The 19,033-nt window shown below is 73.4% G+C and carries 7 protein-coding genes; 4 read left to right on the top strand and 3 right to left on the bottom strand.

Annotated features, from left to right (window positions below; all coding sequences use genetic code 11):
* Positions 1-9 precede the first annotated feature (9 nt).
* Genes ACGFZQ_RS38570 through ACGFZQ_RS38555 form a run of 4 tightly spaced genes read left to right on the top strand, consistent with a single transcriptional unit; the run spans position 10 to position 4,602 of the window.
* The gene (locus ACGFZQ_RS38570) at positions 10-1,362 is read left to right on the top strand and encodes a Rieske 2Fe-2S domain-containing protein (RefSeq protein WP_393844316.1); all 1,353 of its coding nucleotides are present in this window, start codon (positions 10-12) and stop codon (positions 1,360-1,362) included.
* Between the two features lie 5 nt (positions 1,363-1,367).
* Complete coding sequence (locus ACGFZQ_RS38565; RefSeq protein ID WP_393844315.1) at positions 1,368-2,810, top strand: glutamine synthetase family protein; 1,443 nt, start codon at positions 1,368-1,370, stop codon at positions 2,808-2,810.
* The gene (locus ACGFZQ_RS38560; RefSeq protein WP_393844314.1) at positions 2,800-3,774 is read left to right on the top strand and encodes a PDR/VanB family oxidoreductase; all 975 of its coding nucleotides are present in this window, start codon (positions 2,800-2,802) and stop codon (positions 3,772-3,774) included. The genes ACGFZQ_RS38565 and ACGFZQ_RS38560 overlap by 11 nt, the downstream gene beginning before the upstream one ends.
* A 24-nt stretch (positions 3,775-3,798) precedes the next feature.
* Complete coding sequence (locus ACGFZQ_RS38555) at positions 3,799-4,602, top strand: N-acyl homoserine lactonase family protein (RefSeq protein ID WP_393844313.1); 804 nt, start codon at positions 3,799-3,801, stop codon at positions 4,600-4,602.
* A gap of 89 nt (positions 4,603-4,691) precedes the next feature.
* On the opposite strand, the gene ACGFZQ_RS38550 is transcribed toward ACGFZQ_RS38555, so the two are convergent.
* Genes ACGFZQ_RS38550 through ACGFZQ_RS38540 form a run of 3 tightly spaced genes read right to left on the bottom strand, consistent with a single transcriptional unit; the run spans position 4,692 to position 19,027 of the window.
* A complete protein-coding gene (locus ACGFZQ_RS38550) occupies positions 4,692-5,564 on the bottom strand; it encodes a TauD/TfdA dioxygenase family protein (protein WP_393844312.1) in 873 nt (290 codons plus the stop codon).
* A 24-nt stretch (positions 5,565-5,588) separates the two neighbouring features.
* Positions 5,589-15,131 (bottom strand): amino acid adenylation domain-containing protein, encoded by a 9,543-nt coding sequence (locus ACGFZQ_RS38545; protein WP_393844311.1) that lies wholly within the window; start codon positions 15,129-15,131, stop codon positions 5,589-5,591.
* A complete protein-coding gene (locus ACGFZQ_RS38540; RefSeq protein ID WP_393844310.1) occupies positions 15,128-19,027 on the bottom strand; it encodes an amino acid adenylation domain-containing protein in 3,900 nt (1,299 codons plus the stop codon). Before ACGFZQ_RS38540 ends, ACGFZQ_RS38545 begins: the two co-directional genes overlap by 4 nt.
* Between the last annotated feature and the right edge of the window lie 6 nt (positions 19,028-19,033).

Below are 19,033 nucleotides of genomic sequence, written 5' to 3'. Positions count from 1 at the left end.
AGGCGTCAGATGCGCGAGGAAGAGAACGTACGGCTCACCAGGACCGGCCCGGGTACGCCCGCCGGGACCTGGATGCGCCGCTACTGGCAGCCCGTCGCCCTGAGCGAGGAACTCGACGGCGTACGGCCCCTGGTGGCCCCGAAGGTGCTGGGGCAGGACCTCGTCCTATTCCGGGACGGGGACGGTGAACTCGGTCTGGTCGACCGGGGCTGTCCGCACCGGGGAGCCGATCTGGCGCTGGGCCGGCTGGAGGACGGCGGGCTGCGCTGCTGCTTCCACGGCTGGCTCTTCGGCCGGGACGGCGCCTGTCTGGACACCCCGGCCGAACCGGCCGGCGGCGGCCTCGCCGCCCGGGTCCGGCTGGGCAGCTACCCGGTGCGCGAGATCAACGGCGTGGTCTGGGGCTACCTCGGCCCCGGCGAGCCGCCCGAACTGCCCGCGCTGGACTGCTTCGAGGCCCCCGCCGGGCACACGTTCGCCTGGAAGGGCCTGCTGGAGTGCAACTGGCTCCAGGCCCTGGAGGTCGGCATCGACCCCGCGCACGCCTCCTACCTGCACCGCTTCTTCCAGGACGAGGACCCCTCCGACAGCTACGGCAAGCAGTTCCGGGCCGCCTCCCAGGGCACCGACCTGCCGATGACGAAGATCCTGCGGGAGTACGGCCGTCCCGACATCGATGCCGTCCGCACCCCCTACGGCATCCGGATCACGGCGCTGCGCACGCTCGACGGCACCGACACCGAGGGCCGCCCGATGGACGGCAGCCGCACCCATGTCCGGGTCACCCACCAGGTCTTCCCGCACGGCTTCCACATCCCGCTGGACGCCGAGACCGCGATCACCCAGTGGCATGTGCCGATCGACGACACCTCCTGTTACTGGTACGCCCAGTTCACCAGTGTCGGCGGTCCGGTCGACCGGGCCGAGATGCGCCGACAGCGGGTCGACGCGGTCACCCTGCCCGACTACCGCCCGCGCTTCGGCCGTTCCAACGGCTACGGCTACGACCCCGACGAGCAGCTGACCACGACGTACACCGGGCTCGGCACCGACATCAACGTGCACGACCAGTGGGCGGTGGAGGGCCAGGGCGCGATCCAGGACCGCACCCGCGAGCACCTGGGCCGCTCCGACAAGGCGATCGTGATGTACCGGCGGATGCTGGGCGAGGCGATATCCGCCGTCGAGCGCGGCGAGGATCCGCCGCTGGTGCTGCCCGCGGCGCGCGCGGCCGAGCTGCGCGGTCCGGTCACCCTCGACGGCATCGGACCCACCGAGGGCTGGGCCGAGCACTGGGCCGCCGTGACCGCGAAGCAGCGGGCGGACAGCGGCTGGGCGCAAGCGGCCGGAACGGACGGCTGACCGCGGTGGACTTCGTCGAACGTCACGCGGGATGGACGGCCGAGCAGTCGGCCGCCGCCGAGGAGATCCGCGCCCGCGCCGGGGGCGGCGGCCTGAAGGTGGTGCGGCTCGTCTTCGCCGACCAGCACGGGCTGCTGCGCGGCAAGACCGTCACCGCATCCGAGGTACCCACCGTCCTGCGTGAGGGCACCGGCATCGCCTCGTCCCTGCTGGCCAAGGACACCTCGGGCCGTACCGTGTTCCCGCTGTTCACCCGGGAGACCCCGCTCGGGCTGCCCGAACTGCGCGGCGCGGCCGACATGGTGATGGTGCCCGACCCGCTCACCTTCCGGATGCTGCCGTGGTCGCCGGGCACCGGCTGGCTGCTGTGCGACCTGCGGTTCACCTCCGGCGCCCCGGTCCCGCTGTGCACGCGCGGGCTGCTGCGCTCGGTGCTGGAGCAGACGGACGGGCTCACCTACCGCACGGGTCTGGAGGTGGAGTTCCACCTGTTCCGGCTGGACGACCCGAGGCTGGGCGCGGCCGACCTGGGCCAACCGGGCGCGGCACCCGAGGTGGGCATGCTCAACCACGGCTACCAGTACCTGAGCGAGCTGCGCTACGACGAACTCGACCCGATGCTCGACCTGTTGCGCGGCACGCTGGAGGAGCTGGGGCTGCCGCTGCGCACCCTGGAGGTCGAGTTCGGGCCGAGCCAGGTCGAGCTGACCCTGCGGCCCGCCGACGGACTGGGCACGGCGGACGCGATGGTGCTGCTGCGCAGCGCCGTCAAGCAGGTCGCCGCCCGGCACGGCCACCACGCGACCTTCATGTGCCGGCCCCATCTGCCGGGGGTGTTCTCCAGCGGCTGGCATCTGCACCAGAGCATGGTGCGCGGCGACGCGGGCGTCTTCGCCCCGGAGCCAGGTGCCGGCAGCAGTAGCGGGAGCGGGCCGGGGCTGTCGCCGTACGGAACCGCCTTCCTGGGCGGGCTGCTGCGCCATGCGCGGGCCACCAGCGCGCTGTCGACGCCCACCCTCAACGGGTTCAAGCGGTTCCGGTCGCTGTCGCTGGCACCCGATCGCGCGGTGTGGGGGCGGGACAACCGGGGCGCGATGGTGCGGGTCCTCGGCGACGGCCCGTCGTCCACCCGGCTGGAGAACCGCATCGGGGAACCGGCCGCCAACCCCTACCTCTACCTCGCCTCCCAGCTCGCGGCCGGCCTGGACGGCGTGGCGCGCGGCCTGGACCCGGGTCCGGCCGCCGACGAGCCGTACGCGACCCGGGCCGAGCCGCTGCCGCGGTCCCTCGGCGAGGCGCTCGACGCGCTGGAAGCCGACCGGGAGCTGACCGACCGGCTGGGCAAGGACTTCGTGGCCTACTACACGAGCGTCAAGCGGGCCGAGATCGCCCGCTTCGACCAGGAGGTCACCGACTGGGAACAACGGGAGTACTTCCGTGTCTTCTGACCTGCGCGCACCGGCCTCCGCGCGCCTTCTGGTCCGCCAGGCCCGCTGGATCGCCGAGGAGGTCGTCGAGCTGCGGCTGGCCCGGCGGGACGGCCTGGCGCTGCCCCCGTGGGAGCCCGGTGCCCATGTGGAACTGACCCTGCCGTCCGGTCTGCGCCGCGCCTACTCGCTGTGCGGGGATCCACGGGAGCGCACCGCCTGGACGGTCGCCGTGCAGCGCGCGCCGGACAGCCGGGGCGGTTCCCGAGAACTCCACGAAACGGCGCTCGTGGGACGGGAGTTGACGGTGGACGGGCCGGTCAACCGGTTCCCGCTGCTCCCCGCCCCCGGGTACCTGCTGCTGGCCGGCGGCATCGGCGTCACCCCACTCCTGCCCATGGCCCGCGCGCTGGCCGCCGGCGGTCTGCCGTGGCGTCTCGTCCTGGGCGCCCGGGACCGCTCCCGCCTCGTCTACGCCGAGGAACTGACCGCGCTCGGCGGCGACCGGGTCCGGCTGGTCCCGCAGGACGAGGCGGGCCTGCCCGACCTCGCCGCGGAACTCGCCGCCGCCCCGCCCGGCCACGCCGTGTACGCGTGCGGTCCGGCGGCGATGCTGGACGCGGTGTCCGAGCTGTGCCGCACCGCCGTACCGCCGCGGCCGCTGCACATCGAACGGTTCGGCCCGGCCGTCGAAGCCCAGGAGGACGGCACGGCTCGGGGCCGGTTCGAGGTCGTGCTGCGCCGGTCGGGGCTGCGGCTGGCGGTGCCGGCGGACCGGTCGGTGCTGGAGGTCGTACGGGACCGGGTGCCGGACGTGCCCTACTCCTGCGAGGAGGGCTACTGCGGCAGCTGCGAGACACCCGTCCTGGCCGGCACCCCGGACCACCGCGACTCGGTGATCGGGCCCGCGGAGCGGGCGGCCGCCACGACCATGATGATCTGTGTCAGCCGCGCCGCCTCGACGGTCCTCGAACTGGACCTCTGAACCCCCGACAACGGATGGAGCACCATGACCCGACACGGCGTACGGCGCGTCCTGCCCCTCGTCCTCGGCTGGGAGGACCTGCCCCGATCGGTGTCGGTGCACGGCGCGCCGTACGGGGAACGGGTGCGGGAGCCCGTGCCGGGGGTGCTGCTGGAGACCGCGGAGGGGTGGCTGCTGCTGGACACCGGCTTCAACACGGCCCTGCTGCGCGACCCCGCGCTGCGCCGACGGTACTACCCCTCCCCCTCCTACCAGCCGGAACTCCCCGGCCCCGAAGAGCCCCTGCCGGCCGCGCTGGCCGCCGTCGGCGTGGCGCTGGAGGAGATCACGGCCGTCGCCGTCAGCCATCTGCACGCCGACCACGCCGGCGGGCTGAAGCACTTCGCCGGCCGGGTGCCCGTGCACATCCAGCGCGCCGAGCTGGAGTTCGGGCTGTCGGGACGGCCCGAGGTGGAGCGCGAGACGATCTTCCGGGTGGACTTCGACGACCCCCGCATCGACTGGCGGCTCACGGAGGGTGACCGGGAGATCGCGCCGGGCGTCACGGCCGTCCTGACCGCCGGCCACACCCCGGGTCACCAGAGCTTCGTGGTCGACCTGGCCGAGGGCGGCGGTTATGTGTTCACCTGCGACGCGGCCGACCTGACCGAGAACATCGACGAGGAGCGCCCCGCCGGGACGTCGGTCGGCGTACCCCCGGAGGCGACCCTGGAGCCGATCCGGCACCTCAAGCGACTGGCGGCGGACAGGGGTTACGAGCTGGTCCCGGGCCACGATCCGGTCGTCTGGCCGGAACTGATCCGGCGGCTGACGGGCGGCCAGGTCTGAAAGGCAGCGCCGTTCGATGCGGAGGACCAGGCGCGTCCGGCCCTCCGCCGTGGTGCGGGCCTGGCCCGACGCCGCGTCCGGTCGCCCCGTCAGCCCTTGACGGGGCCACCGTTGATGGCGACGCGCTGGCCGTAGCGGGCGTAGGGGTAGTAGTCGTACGTCGCGTGGTGCTGCACGCACCGGTTGTCCCAGAAGACGAGGGTGCCCGGCGCCCAGCGGACGCGGCAGTGCAGGACCGGCCTGCAGGCGATCATGTCGAAGAGCATGTCGAGCAGGGCCCGGCTCTCCTGGGCGGAGAGCTGCGGGACGCGGCTGGTGTAGGCCCTGTTGACGTAGAGCAGCTTGCGGTCGGTCTCGGGGTGCCGGGCGACGAGCGGGTGCTCGCTCTTGGGAATGACGTAGTCCGCGGGCGGGGTGTAACCCGCCAGTGCCTGGGCGCCGTCGTGTATGGCGGTGAGCGGGTCCAGCAGCGAGCGCATGGCCGGCGAGAGCATGGCGTAGGCGAGGTGCATGTTGGCGAAGAGGGTGTCGCCGCCGCAGCCCGGCTCGGGGATCTCGGTGATGTAGAGCATCGACCCCAGCGACGGCTCGGCGTCGGCGGTGCCGTCGGCGTGCCAGCCGTTGCCCGCCACGTCCGCCGCGGCCGACGTCGTGCGGATCTCCAGGATGTACGGATCACCCTCGGGCGGCGGCGGGTTGACGGGACGCGGCTCGCCGAAGGCGGCGGCGAAACGCTTGTGGTCCTCGGCGGTGATCGTCTGATCGCGGAAGACGAGGACGTGGTGATCGAGGAACGCGGTGCGTATCTCGTCCAGTTGCTCCGCCGGGATCTCCTGCGACAGGTCGACGCCCGAGACCTCCGCGCCCAGGACGGGGGTGATCCGTTCGACCGTGAGTGTGCGGTGGGCGCGCACGGGACGCGTGGTCACCGCTTCCAGTGCTTCGCGTTCGTACGACTCCATGACGTCCTCCAGAGGGGGGTGGGGTTACAGGCCTCGGTCGCGGCGGGTCCGGGCGCCGGTCGCCGGGTCCGCCAGCGTCGCCTTGATGGTCTCGGCCACCCGGTGCACATGAGGTGCCGCGACGATGCCGTAGTGGTCGGTGGGCAGGGACCGCCGTACGGCGGAGGGGGGCAGACAGGCACTCCACTGACGGTCCGTCTCCCGCGGGTCGCCGGGTGCGGGCATACCCGCCGTGGGCTGTCCGGCCAGCCACAGGAACGTGGGGACGAAGGCGAGCGGCCGTACCCGGTGCTCGCCCAGGCTGCGCAGGTTCGCCCGGCAGCAGCGGGCCAGCCTCTCCGCGTATGCCTGCGCGTGTTCCGCCGACATCGATGAGACACCGGTGCCGAGTTCGGCGGCGAACACCTTCTCGAGGTGGGTCTCGTCGTAGGCGGCGACCAGCGCGTCCGCCTGCGGTGGCGGCGGGTCCAGCAGGTACAGCGCCTCCAACGGCCGGCCGGCCGACTCCGCCAGGCCGGCCATCTCCATGGCCACCCGGGCGCCGTAGGACCACCCGGCCAGGTGGAGCCGGTGGCCGGAGCCGCCGAAGCGGTCACGGAGTTCCGTGTCGTAGTGGCGGGCGCGTTCGGCCAGTGACCACGCGGGCATCGCTGCGTCGCGCAGGGCCGGATCGGCGATGAGGCACACAGTCGGTGCCGGCCCGAGCGCCGCCACCAGGGACCGGTAGGCCTGGATGTCTCCGCCCACGGGGTGCACCAGGCACAGGACGGCCGAGCCGGTTCCCTCCTGCCAGATGTCGAGGACGACCCGGGAGGCCGTGTTCCCGGCCGCGCTGGGGATGGGCTCGGCGGAGGTGAGGGCCGCCTCGATGTGTTTGAGGATCTCGGTGAGGCTGACCCGGTGGCTGAAGGAGGCCAGGTCCAACTCGACTCCGTAGTCCTCCTCGATCGTGGCGATCACGCTGATCAGGGTCAGCGAGTCGGCGCCGAGGTCGTACAGCGAGTCGTCCGGGTCCAGTTCGTCCACGCCCAGCAGGTCCCGGATCACGCGGGTCATGGCGTCCGCCCGTTCCCCGGCACGGTCCGGTTCCGGGGCACCCGCCTCGCCGTCCGTGCGGTGCGCCGGCCCGGACCGCGGGGTGAGCGGTTCCGCCGGGTCGCCGGCGGAGGGGGCGTAGAACGCGCGGGAGACATCGATGTCGGTGGTGGAGACGAGAAGCTGCGGCAGTTGCAGGGCCAGGGCGTGGGCGAAGACCGCCTTGCCCTCCTCGACGGTCAGGCCGACCGCCAGGTGGGCCTGATGGCGGCTGTCCTGGTTCAGGACCCGGGTCGCCATTCCGGTCTCGCTCCAGACGTCCCAGTCGATGCCGATCCGGACGGTCGTCTCCGTCTCGTGGGCGCGGTGGTGGGCGAAGCCGTCGAGGAGGCTCGCGCCGGCCGCGTAGTCGCTCTGGCCGACGCCGCCGAGCAGGGCGGACATCGAGGAGCAGTAGACCGCGATCTCCGGACGGAAGGTCTCGATCAGGTGCTCCACGACGAGTGCGCCCCGCTCCCGGGCCGCGGCGGCGTCGCGCATCGCGGTGGCGTCGCGTCGGACGAGCAGCCCCCCGAATCCGAGGCCGGCCGCGTGGATCACGCCGTCCAGCCGGGCGGTGTGCCCGGCGACGGCCGCCGCCACCTCGTCGACGGGCAGCGCCGCCAGATCCGCGGGGACGAGGCCTACGCGGTCGGCCCAGCGGGTCAGTTCCGCGGGCAGGCGCGGATTCCTCGACAGCAGCAGGACCCGGCCGCAGGTGTGCTCCAGCAGCCAGGCGGCGATGGCGCGGCCTATGCCGCCCGTGCCGCCCAGTACCAGGTGGACCGCGTCCGCACCGGACGGTACGAGGGGCTCGGTGCCGGACGGCGCCGGTACGGGCGTGGTGCCCGGTCGCCACCAGTAGCCCCGCCTCAGCGCGAGTTGCCGGGGCAGAACCGGGCCGCCGGGATGCCCGGCTCGGCGTGCTCCGGCGACGACCGAGGCCACGTGTCCGGCCCAGCGGGTGAGGTCGCCGTCGGGGAGGTCCAGCCAGTGGCCGTCCAGGGCGGCCTCCTGGGGGGCGACCTCGACCGGCCCGGCGAGGAGCGCCAGTTCCGGCCTGTCCACCGTCCCGGACACCGGCCGGGCGCCGTACGACAGCCACCACACGCGCGGGGAGCCGGTCCGCCCGGACAGTGCCCGGGCCAGGGCCGCCGTGGTGTCCAGGCAGGCGTGGCGGGCGTGTTCCAGCGTGCCGGGACCGACCGGCCCCGTCACGTCCAAGGGCAGCGCGTGTATCCACTCCGCGTCGGCCAGGGCGTCGTCGGGGCCGGCCCCGGACAGCGCGTCGAACACCAGGCGCAGGGACGCCGGGTCGGCCGGGTCGGCGTCGAAGACGTCGGGTCCCCTGCGGGCGAAGGCGCCGGCCGGATGCACCCGTACCACGCGTGACGCCACGGCCTGGAACGGCGCGAACGCTGCCTGCGGCGTGCTCTCGGCGGCCACGACGACCACCACGGACGCGCGGCCGGCCGGTGGTGCGGTGGTGCCCGCCACGGACGCGCGGCCAGCCAGTGGTGCGGTGGTGCCCGCCACGGACGCGCGGCCGGCCGGTGGTGCGGTGGTGCCCGCCACGGACGCGCGGCCGGCCGGTGGTGCGGTGGTGCCCGCCACGGAGGCGCGGCCAGCCAGTGGTGCGGTGGTGCCCGCCACGGAGGCGCGGCGCAGCCGGACCCAGTGCGGCTGGTGCAGCCAGTCGGCCTGGGGCAGCCGCCGGGGTTGCGTGGCCAGGGCCTTGGGCGTGCGGTCGAAGTCGTACTCGGCCAGCGCGAAGGACGGGGGCGGGAAGTCCCAGGGCGCCGGGGCGGGGCCCGGCCGCCAGTCGACGGGTCTTCCGGCGGTCCAGTCCTCGGCGAGGTCCTGGGCCGAGCGGCCGACGGCGGAGACCGGCGCGGCGTCCGGGTCCGCGGTACCGTGCGGGACCTCTCCCGCGGCCACCGCACGCAGCCAGTGCTCGGCGGCGGCGGCGTCCGCGACGGGTGCCGCGGTCCGCAGCCGCCGGGCCGCACGTCCGCTCTGCAGATGGCGCAGCACGGAGTCGTAGCGGTCGGGCCGCAGTCGGAGGTAGTCGGCGATCCGGGCGGCGTCGGCGGCGAGGGCGTCCACGCTGGAGGCGGACAGCACCAGGCACTTCGGTACGGCGCCGGTCGCGGCGGTGCCGGTCCCGGTGTCCTGTTCCACGATGACGTGGGCGTTGGTGCCGCCGATCCCGAAGCTGCTGACCGCGGCCACCCGGGCGCGTCCCCCGGGCCAGGGCGTGGCCCGGGCCGGGACGTGGAAGGGGGTGGGGTCGGGGCCGATCTCCGGGTTGAAGGCGCGGAAGTTGAGGTGGGGCGGGACGCTCCCGTGGTGCACGGCGAGGACGGCGCGCACGAGGCCCACCACACCGGCGGCAGCGCCCATGTGGCCGAGCTGGCTCTTGACGGAGCCGAGCGCGCAGCGGCCGGACTCGCTCACGTCGAACGCCTGGCGGAGCGCGGCCACTTCGATCGGGTCGCCCAGCCGAGTACCGGTTCCGTGCGCCTCCACGTAGCCGAGGTCGGCACCCGTGCGTCCGGCGCGGGCCAGGGCGGTCCGGATCACCTCGCGCTGCCCGGCCAGGGACGGCGCGGCGTAACTCATCTTCGCCGCACCGTCGTTGTTGATCGCGGAGCCTGTGACGAGTGCGTAGACGGTGTCGCCGTCGCGCCGTGCCTGCCGCAGCGGTTTGAGGACCACGACGCCGACGCCGCTCGCACCGACCGTGCCGGTCGCGTCGTCGCTGAAGGGGCGGCAGTCGCCGTCCGCGGAGAAGATGTGCTGCGGGCGGTAGCGGTAGCCGCCGGTCAGCCCGGGGTCGACGAGCACTCCCCCGGCGAGCATCACCTCGGCCTCGCCCTGCCGGAGCAGGCCGGCCGCGAGGTGCACGGCGACCAGGGAACTGGAGCACGCCGTCTGGGCGCTGAAGGCGGGACCGGTCAGCCCGAGGTGGTACGCCACCTTGGTGGCCAGGAAGTCCTTCTCGTGGTGCAGGGCGAGTTCGAAGCCGTCGGGCAGCCGGCCGGGGTCCGCCTCGCGCAGCATCGACTGGAAGTAGGTGTTCTCCCCGGCACCGGCCACCAGGCCCACGCGCACGGCCGACGTGTCCCCGACTCCGGCGTGTGCCAGTGCCTGCACGCAGGCCATCAGCAGGTGGCGCTGCTGGGGGTCCATCAGGCGTGCTTCCTGGGGGCTGATGCCGAAGTGGCCGGGGTCGAAGTCGAGCGGCCCGTCGAGCGTGCTGTGTGCGCCGATGACGCCCTCCGGGGCGTCGACACGGCGGATACCGGTGCCGCCGGAGACCACCAGGTCCCAGAAGGCCGCCAGGTCCGGGGCGCCGGGCACCCGCACCGCCATGCCGACGACCGCGATCGGTTCGCCGGGCTCCGGGGTCCCACCGTCTTTCCCGGCCGGCGCGGCGGGTGTCCGGGGGCCGGGGAGGTGGCCGGCGGCGAGGTGGCGGGCCAGGGAGCGGACCGTGACGTGCTCGAACAGGTCCGCTATGCCGAAGCGTAAACCGAGTTCAGTGGTGCAGCGCAGATGGAAGCGCATGAGGGCGAGACTGGAGGCGCCCGCCTCGAAGAAGGTCTGGTCCGGTTCGATCGTCGCCCCGGTGACCTCCTCGAAGGCCGCGGTGAGCCGCTCCTCCTCGGCCGACAGCCCGGTGCGGGCGCGGACCGAACGGCGTATCTCCTCGCCCGGTGCCCGGAGCACCGCCTGCCGGTCCAGCTTGCCGCTGGGGGTGCGCGGCAGCGTCCGCAGTCTCCGGAAGCGGTCCACACGGACATAGGAGGGCAGCGATGCGGACAGCCGCGCGCTCAGGTCGTCGGCGGACGGGGACTCGCCACGGATCTCCAGACAGGCCGTCAGCCGGTCGCCGTCCCGCGCGACGACGGCGTTGACCACCGCCGGATGGCGCAGCAGGGCCGCTTCGACGGAGCCGAGTTCCAGCCGGCGCCCGCTCACCTTGATCTGCTGGTCGTCGCGGCCCGCGTAGTGCAGCAGGCCCTCGCCGTCGAACCACGCCCGGTCGCCACTGCGGTAGAACAGGCCCGCACCGGGCACCTCGACGAACCGGGCGTCGTCGAGAGCCGGTTCGTCGAGGTAGCAGCGGGTGGCCATGGTGCCGCCGATCAGCAGCTCGCCGGTGCACCGGGCCGGAACCGGGTCGCCCTGGGCGTCCACCACGCGCAGGTCGGCGCCGGCCACCGGGCGTCCGATGGCGGGCCGCTCGGGCCACTGACCCGGGTCGCCTTCCAGGCACAGGGCACTGACCACGTGCGTCTCGGTCGGCCCGTAGTGGTTGAACAGGCGGGCGCCGGGCATTCCGGCGAACCAGCGGCGGATGGTGTCGGTGCACACCAACTGCTCGCCCGCGGTGACCACCTCGCGCAGCCGGGAGGGGAACCTGCCCAGACGGACCGCGTACTCGGCGAGCAGTTGCAGGGCCACGTAGGGCATGAAGATCCGCTCGGTGCCCGCGGATTCCAGGCGTTCCAGCAGCGCGGGGACGTCCTGGCGCCACTCGGGGCGTACGAGGTGCAGGCTGCCGCCGGTGCACAGCGTCCCGAAGATCTCCTGGAAGGAGACGTCGAACGCCAGCATGGAGAACTGCTGGGTGGCCGCCGGGGCGGTGAGACCACCGGGGCCGGACTGCCACCGGATCAGGTCGCACAGCGTGCGGTCGTGGATCTGGACACCCTTGGGGACACCGGTGGAGCCGGAGGTGAACAGGGTGTACAGCGGTCGGGCGCCGTCGTGCGTGCGCCCGTCGTACGGCGCGCCCGCGCCGTCGCCCTCCCCCGGTGCCGGGTCCGCCAGGGCGACGAGGTGGGACACCACGCCGTCCGGGAGCAGCGTCTCCAGCGCCGCCGTGCCGTCGGGCGTGGCCAGGACGCACAGCGGGTCGACCCGCTCCAGGACGCGGCGCAGCACTTCGACCGGGTAGGAGGGGTCGAGGGGGACGGCGGTGACGTTCAGCCGCGACAGTGCCAGCAGGGCCACCACATGCTCGGCGGACGGGTTCAGGTACAGGGCCGCCCGGCAGGGGCTGCCGTCGGCCGGGATCGGGTAGCGGTCGGCCAGTTCCGCGGCGAGGTTCGCGGCGCGGGCGTCGAGTGCCGCGTAGCTCAGGGTGTTCCCGTCGGCCGTGATCACGGCGGGGGCGTCCGGGGTGCGGGCGACCTGGCGTGCGAAGCCGTCGGCGATCGTGGTGAAGCCCGGTTCCGGGGCGGGCCCGCGCCCGTGCTCCGGCAGGGTCCGCCGGTACGGCGCGACCAGTTCCCGCGCGGTGGAGCGGCCACCGGACGCGAGCGCGTCCACGCCCCGCCGGAACAGTTCGGCCATCGCCTCGACGGCCTCGCTCGTGAACCGGTCCTCGGCGTACTCCCACAGCAGGTCGAGCCCGTCGGGATGCTCGACCACGGAGACCGTCATCGGGCACTTGGCCTCCGGGGCGGCCCACCACAGGGGGCGCTGGACGCAGCCGGTCAGCCGCAGCGCCCCGAAGTCGGTGTTCTCCAGGACGAACAGGAGATCGAACGGGGTGTCGTCGCCGACGGCCTGCCAGCCGGTCAGGACGTCCGCGAGCGCCACGTCCTGGCGGCGCAGCACCTGCCCCGTGCCGGTCCTCGCGCGGACGAGGTGCGAGCGCAGGTCCTCACCGGGCACCACGGCCACGGGCAGCAGCACGGTGTTCGCCATCATGCCCACGCTGTCCGCGAACTCGCGTATCGGGCGGTTGGCGACCGGGGCGGCGATGCGCGGGCGGACCAGGCCCGTCACGCCGTACAGGCTCCAGGAGAACACGCACAGCAGCACCTGGAAGCGGGTCAGCCCGAACTCGGCGCAGAGCCGGTCCACCTGGGCCCGGCGCACCACGTCGAGCGACGTGTGCAGCAGCCGCGCCCGCGGTGCCGGATCCGCGTCCTGGGCGGGCAGCGGCTCCTGGGGCTCCTCCAAGGCCTGGTAGTACGCCAGGAGTTCGTCGCGCTGTGCCTGGTAGGCCGCACTCGCGAACCAGCCGCTCTGCCAGGCGGCGAAGTCCAGTGGGTTGGGAGCCGGGGCCGTGTTCCGGCCGGGTTCGGCGCCGGCGTCGGCATCAAGATCGGCATCGGCTCCGGCTCCGGCTCCGGCTCCGGCTCCGGCTCCGGCTTCGATGGCCCCGGCGTAGTCGGCGGACAGGTCCCGCAGCAGGATGCTCAGCGACCAGCCGTCGACGGCGATGTGGTGCAGGTGCAGCAGAAGCGTGCCGCCGCCGTCGCGGGGCAGCCAGCAGGCCCGGAGCATACGGGGGACGGCGAGGTCGAAGGGCTCGGCGAAGAAGGTGTCGGCGAAGCGTTGCGCTCCTTCCTCGTCCCATGCCCGCCGTGTGCCCGGCTCGTACCAGGGGTCGTACGCTTCACCGACTGTCTGCCGGAGTCCCTGCGGCCCGAGGGCGAAGCCGGTCCGCAGTGCCGCGTGGCGGGCCACCAGGGTCCGCAGTGCCCGCCGGAGGGCAGCGGTGTCGACGGGCCCGTCGACGCGGAAGGCCTGGTTGACGGAGTAGGCCCGGGAGCCCGGTGCTCGGCGCTGCAGGAGCCACAGCCGCTGCTGCTCGCTCGTGGCGTGCGCCGAGCGGGCACCGGCGACCACCGGTGCCGGACAGGCGCCTTCCCCGCCGGGGCCGGCCGCGGTGACGGCCTGGGCGATCGCGGCCAGGTCGCCGTGGAGGACGGCCGCCTGTGCCAGGTCGCAGCCCCACCGCTGCCGGACGGCGAAGCAGAACCGCAGCGCCTTCAACGAGTCGCCGCCGCCGGCGATCCACCGGTCACCGAGCCCGAGGCCGGTGGTGCCCAGGATCTCCTCGGCCAGCTCGATGACCTCGCGCTCCGTCTCCGTCGGGGCCGGTCCGCCGGAGGCGGCCGGCCGCCAGGGCCGGCCGGCCTGCCGCAGCAGCGCTGCCTGGTCGACCTTGCCGTTGGCGTTCAGCGGCAGTTCCGCCACGAGATGGATCTGGTGCGGACGCATGTAGGCGGGCAGGCGGGCCGCGAGGTGGCTGTCGAACTCCCGGTAGGACAGCTCCTGTTGCAGGACGACGAACGCCAGCAGTTCGTTCGGCCCCTCCTGGCCCGCGCGGCGTGTGCACACGTGGGCCCGCCGGACCGCCGGGTGGGCGAGAACGTGCCGTTCCACCTCGCCGGGCTCGATCCGGAAGCCACGGACCTTGACCTGGCGGTCGGTTCGTCCGACGTACTCCACCTGGTCCTCGTCGTCGGCCCGTACCAGGTCACCGGTGCGGTAGTACCGCTCCTGGCCGCCGTCGAGCCAGGCGAGCCGCACGAAGCGCCGCTCGGTCTCCTCGGGGAGGTTGCGGTACCCGAGGGCGAGTCCGGCGCCGCTCAGCAGGAGTTCGGCGACCTCACCGGGTGCGGCGACCCGCTCCTGGCCCGGCACGACCAGGACGGCATCGGTCCCCGGCAGGGGCCGGCCGATCGGCACCACGTCACCGTCGAAGTCCCGCGGGATCGGATGGCACAGGGCGAAGGTGCTGGACTCCGTCGGCCCGTAGATGTTGAACAGCCGGGTGCCGCTGTCGGCGTTGTCACGGTACCAGCGGCGCATCACCCGGGGGTTGAGCTGCTCACCGCCCACGAGAACCTCGCCGGCCGCGGCGAAGCAGTCCGGCACGGCCGTGACCGTCGCGTTGAACAGCGCGGTGGTGACGAAGACGGTGTCCACCCGCTCGCGCCGCAGTGCGGCGGCGAGCCGCTCGGGGCTCTGCACGTCCCCGTCGCGCAGGACCACGCAGCAACCACCGGTGAGCAGGGGTGCCCAGACCTCGAAGCTCAGCGCGTCGAAGGCCGGGTTCGCCAGACACGCATAGCGCAGGCCGGGCTCGACACGGATGTAGCCGGGTCGGGCCAGCCGCATGACTCCGGCGTCGCGGACCTCGACGCCCTTGGGCTGTCCGGTCGTTCCGGAGGTGTAGAACAGGAAGGACACCTCGCCGGCGGCGGCCGGCGCCTGCACGGCGGGCGCGGCGGACGGGAGTTCGGGCAGCAGAGTGTCCACGGCTATCGCCTTGATGCCGTGCGAAAGCTCGGTGACGCTCCCCGGGGCGGCGTACACCAGGGCTGCCACTGCGGAATCCCGCAGGATGAAGAGGCGGCGTTCGGCGGGGCTCTGGGTGTCCAGCGGCACCACCTGGGCGCCCAGACGCAGAACGCCCAGCATGACGCAGACCAGCCGCCATGAGCGCGGCAGCGCCACGGCCACGGCCTGCCCGGGGGTCACGCCCTGGCGGCCCAGGGCCCGGGCCACGGCGGCGGCCGCGGCGTTCAGCGTCGCGTAGTCGAGCCGTACGTCGCCGTCGGCGACCGCCTCCGCCTGTGGGGAGCGCAGGGCCTGGCGGTGTATCGCGAGGGCGAGCCCGACCGGTGCGCTCAGGTCCTCGGCCACGTCGGCGGGGGAAGTTTCGACGCGGGGTTTCATCATGCCTCCGACGTGCCGGAAAGTGTCGTGCGCTCCGTCCCGGTGCCACCCGGGGCGGTTGCCGGCCGGTTCAGTTCGGCGGCGAGGACGGCGGCGACGCGTGGCAGTTCGTCGCTCTCCAACATGTCCCAGTGACCGCAGGCCACCGGCTCGACCACGAGGTGACCGCTGACGCGGCGCCGCCAGAACGCGCGCAGGCGGGCGGCCGCGTCCCCGCCGTCCTCGTCCTCCACGGCCGTCGCCTGCATCAGCACGACGCGGGCCGGCGATTCGGGTACGGCGTAGTCGCGCGCCGTCTCGCGGTGGTGGTTGTAGACGGTCAGGTACCGGGCCACCTGGTCGTCGTCGATGCCCGGGTACATGCCGTTGAAGCGCACCAGCTTCTCCCGGAACTCTTCCATGCCGACCGGCGCGATCGCGGCGCGCTGCTCCGCGTCCTCCGCGCCATGGGTGTCGAGCAGGACGACGCTCACCCGCTCGTGTCCTGCCGTCACCAGGTGGCGGCCCATCTCGTACGCGATCAGGCCGCCGTAGGAGAGACCGCACAGCACCAGTGCCTCGTCCGGTTGGGGAGCGACGAGCCGCAGGTACTCCTGGGCCATCGCCTCGACACCGGGCAGGGTGGACTCGCCGGGGTTGATGCCGGGCGCCTGAAGTCCCACCACGCCGACGTCGTCGGGCAGTTCGGTGGACAGCGGCAGGTAGCAGAACGCGGTGCCGCCGGCGGGATGCACGCACACCACGCGCTGTCCGCCGCTTCCTGCGCGGAACTCCACCAGGCTGCTGGGCTCGGCGGATGGCGAGGCCTCGGCGCCGTTGCCGCGCACCCGCTCGGCGAGCGCCTCGATGGTGGGGTGCAGCATGACGTCCCGGACCGGCAGCGGCACGCCGAGTTCCTCCTGGACGGCGGACGCCATCTTGATCGCCGAGATCGACGTGCCGCCGAGCTCGAAGAAGTTGTCACCGATTCCGATGTCCGGGTGCAGCAGCACCCGCCGCCAGATCCGGTACAGCGCCATCTCGACGTGGTCGCGGGGTGCGGCCGTGTTGACCCGCTCCGAGCGGGCTCCTGCCGCGGCGCGCAGCACTGCCGTCCGGTCCACCTTGCCGCTGCGGTTCAACGGCAGCCGCGGGAACTCGGCCACCACGACCGGGATCATGTAGTCCGGCAGGCGGTCGCCGAGTGCCGCGCGCCACTCGTACGCCGTCCGCGTGGCTTCGGCGTCACATCCCACCCCGGCCACCAGGTGGGGGCCGCCCGGTGTGTCGCGGTCGGCCAGCACCACGGCCTCCCGCACCCCGGGCACCGCCAGCAGGGCTGCCTCGACCTCGCCGGGTTCGATGCGGAAGCCGCGCAGCTTGAGCTGGTCGTCCCGGCGGCCGACGTACTCGGCGTTGCCGTCCGGCAGCCAGCGCGCCAGGTCGCCGGTGCGGTAGACGCGTTCGCCGGGCAGGAACGGGTCGGGCAGGAAGCGCTCGTCGGTGAGGTCGGGCCGGTTCAGGTATCCGCGGGCCAGGCTCGCTCCGCCGAGGTGGACCTCACCGGGAACCCCCACCGGTACCGGGCGCATGCGGTCGTCGAGCAGGTACAGGCGTGTGCCGGGCAGCGGCCGCCCGATGGGGCACGACCGCTCGTACGGCTGCGGGTCGGTGTAGGCGGTGGAGTAGAGCGTCGCCTCGGTCGGGCCGTAGCCGAAGCAGACGCGCAGGCCTGGCAGCAGCTCGCGCATGCGGTGCAGGGCGCTCTCGGGCAGGGACTCCACTCCGGTGAGGAGCTGACGCAGGCTCAGCCCGGCCAGTCGCGTTGCCGGATCCTCGTCGATCCACAGGACGTAGGAGGGAGGCAGGAACGCCTGGGTGACCTTGCGTTCGCGCAGCCAGCCCAGCAACGCTCCCGGGTCGCCCCGGAGTTCGTCGGGAACGATGTGGAGCACCGCCCCGGTGGTCAACGGCAGGAGGAGCTCGTGCACGGACGCGTCGAAGCCGATGCTCGACCAGGCCGACGACGCCTCACCGGGGGCGTCTCCCATGAGTTCACGCCAGTGGTCGAAGAGATTGACGACGCTGCCGTGCGTCACCGCCACGCCCTTGGGGCGGCCGGTCGATCCCGAGGTGTAGATGACGTAGGCGAGCCGGGTGGGGTCCGCGTCGATGCCCGGCACTTCGTCGCGCGTCCCCTCGGCCTCCACCTTCGCCAGGTTCTCCCACAGCTGCCGGTCATCGCCGGCGCCGTCCGCCTGGTCGGTCAGCACGAGTAGCGGTGCGGCGTCGCTCACCATGGCGGTGAGCCGTTCCGGAGGCTGGCCGGGGTCGAGGGGCAGGTAGGCGGCCCCCGACTTGAGGATGCCGAGCACACCGACGACGAGTTCGGCCGTGCGTCCGGTGTGCAGGCCCACCACGCGGTCGGGCCCGGCACCGCGGGCGATCAGCGCGCCGGCGAGCCGGTTGGCCCGGCGGTCCAGCGTCGCGTAGTCCAGTTCCGCGTCCTCGGCCACCACGGCGGGCTGCCGCGGCCGTTCGCGCACCTGCGCGGCGAACCGCTCCAGCAGGCCCGCCGGTGCCGGTACGGCCGCGGCGGGCCCCGCGCTGAAGGTGGCGAGGAGTTCGCGCTGTTCGTCCTCGTCCAGCAACGTCAGGTCGGCGATCTCGACTTCGGGCCGTTCGGTCATCAGGCGCAGCACGCGGAGGAACTGGCGTATGTACCGTTCGACGGTCGCCCGGTCGAAGAGTGCCACCGCGTAGTCGATCTCCCCGGTGAGGTGCCTGCCCTCGTCGGCCAGGGCCAGGACCAGGTCGAACTTCGCGGGGACGTGGGCGGCGTCCTCGCGTAACTCGACCTTCAGGTGCGGGAGTTCGAGCTCCTTACGCATGGAGGGGACCCAGGCGAACATGGTCTGGAACAGTGCCGTGTAGGCAGGGCTCCGTGGTGGGTTGACCAGTTCCACGACCCGCTCGAAGGGCAGATCCACGTGGGTGAGGGCGTCGCGGATCCGCTGGTTCACGCGTTTCAGGGCGTCGCTGACGCTGGGCGAGCCGGACAGGTCCGCGCGCAGGGCGAGGGTGTTGACGAAGAAGCCGATCAGGCCCTCGACGTCCCCGCGGCGGCGGTTCGACGTAGGGGCGCCGACCACGATGTCGTCCTGCCCGGAGAGCAGGGACAACAGCACCGACCAGCCGGTCAGAACGGTCGCGTACAGGGAGACATCGTTGTCTGCGGCGAGATCGCGCAGGGCCTGCGTCAGGTCCTCGTCCACGGTCACGGGCAGCCGGTCGCCGTGGAAGGCCTGCTCCGGCGGGCGAGGCCGGTCGGCGGGCAGGGAGAGCACGGCCGGGGCGTCGGCCAACGCGGCGGCCCAGTAGTCGGCGTGCACGGCGGGCTCTTCCCCCGACATCCAGTCCCACTGCCAGCGGGTGTAGTCGCTGTACTGCCACGTCAGTTCCGGCAGCGACGCGTCCTGCCCCTGCTGGAGCGCGGTGTACACCAGGCCCAGTTCGCGCAGCAGCAGGGAGCGGGACCAGCCGTCGAAGACGATGTGATGCACCGTCAGAAGCAGTACGTGGTGGTCCGGTTCGAGCGCCACCAGGCAGCCGCGCGCCATGGGCTCCTCGCCCAGGCGGAACGGGGCGCCTTCCACTTCCCGCCGTGTCCGCGCGAACCGCTCGGCCGCGTCAGGCAGTCCCGTCAGATCCTCGAAGGTCACCGGAAACCCGGTATCCGGCGGATCGACGACCTGCAGCGCCGACCCGCCGGAGGGCACCAGCCGGGTACGCAGGGCCTCGTGCCGGGCCGCGAGCAGATGCAGCGCCCGGATGAGCAGGTCCCGGTCCAGCGGCCCCCGGATGTCGAAGGGCATCGGCTCGTTGTAGGCGGCGCTGGCGTCTCCGTCCATGCGCGCCATGACCCA

Origin of the sequence: Streptomyces sp. NPDC048254, from assembly GCF_043201895.1 — a bacterium.
Taxonomy (GTDB): Bacteria; Actinomycetota; Actinomycetes; order Streptomycetales; family Streptomycetaceae; genus Streptomyces.
The sequence above is the reverse complement of the archived record's forward strand: the minus strand, read 5'-3'. Positions and strand labels throughout refer to the sequence as shown.

Coding starts and splice junctions, on each gene's coding strand:
- ACGFZQ_RS38570 (WP_393844316.1), top strand. CDS start 10: ATGCGCGAGGAAGAGAACGTACGGCTCACCAGGACCGGCCCGGGTACG.
- ACGFZQ_RS38555 (WP_393844313.1), top strand. CDS start 3,799: ATGACCCGACACGGCGTACGGCGCGTCCTGCCCCTCGTCCTCGGCTGG.
- ACGFZQ_RS38550 (WP_393844312.1), bottom strand. CDS start 5,564: ATGGAGTCGTACGAACGCGAAGCACTGGAAGCGGTGACCACGCGTCCC.
- ACGFZQ_RS38545 (WP_393844311.1), bottom strand. CDS start 15,131: ATGATGAAACCCCGCGTCGAAACTTCCCCCGCCGACGTGGCCGAGGAC.
- ACGFZQ_RS38540 (WP_393844310.1), bottom strand. CDS start 19,027: ATGGCGCGCATGGACGGAGACGCCAGCGCCGCCTACAACGAGCCGATG.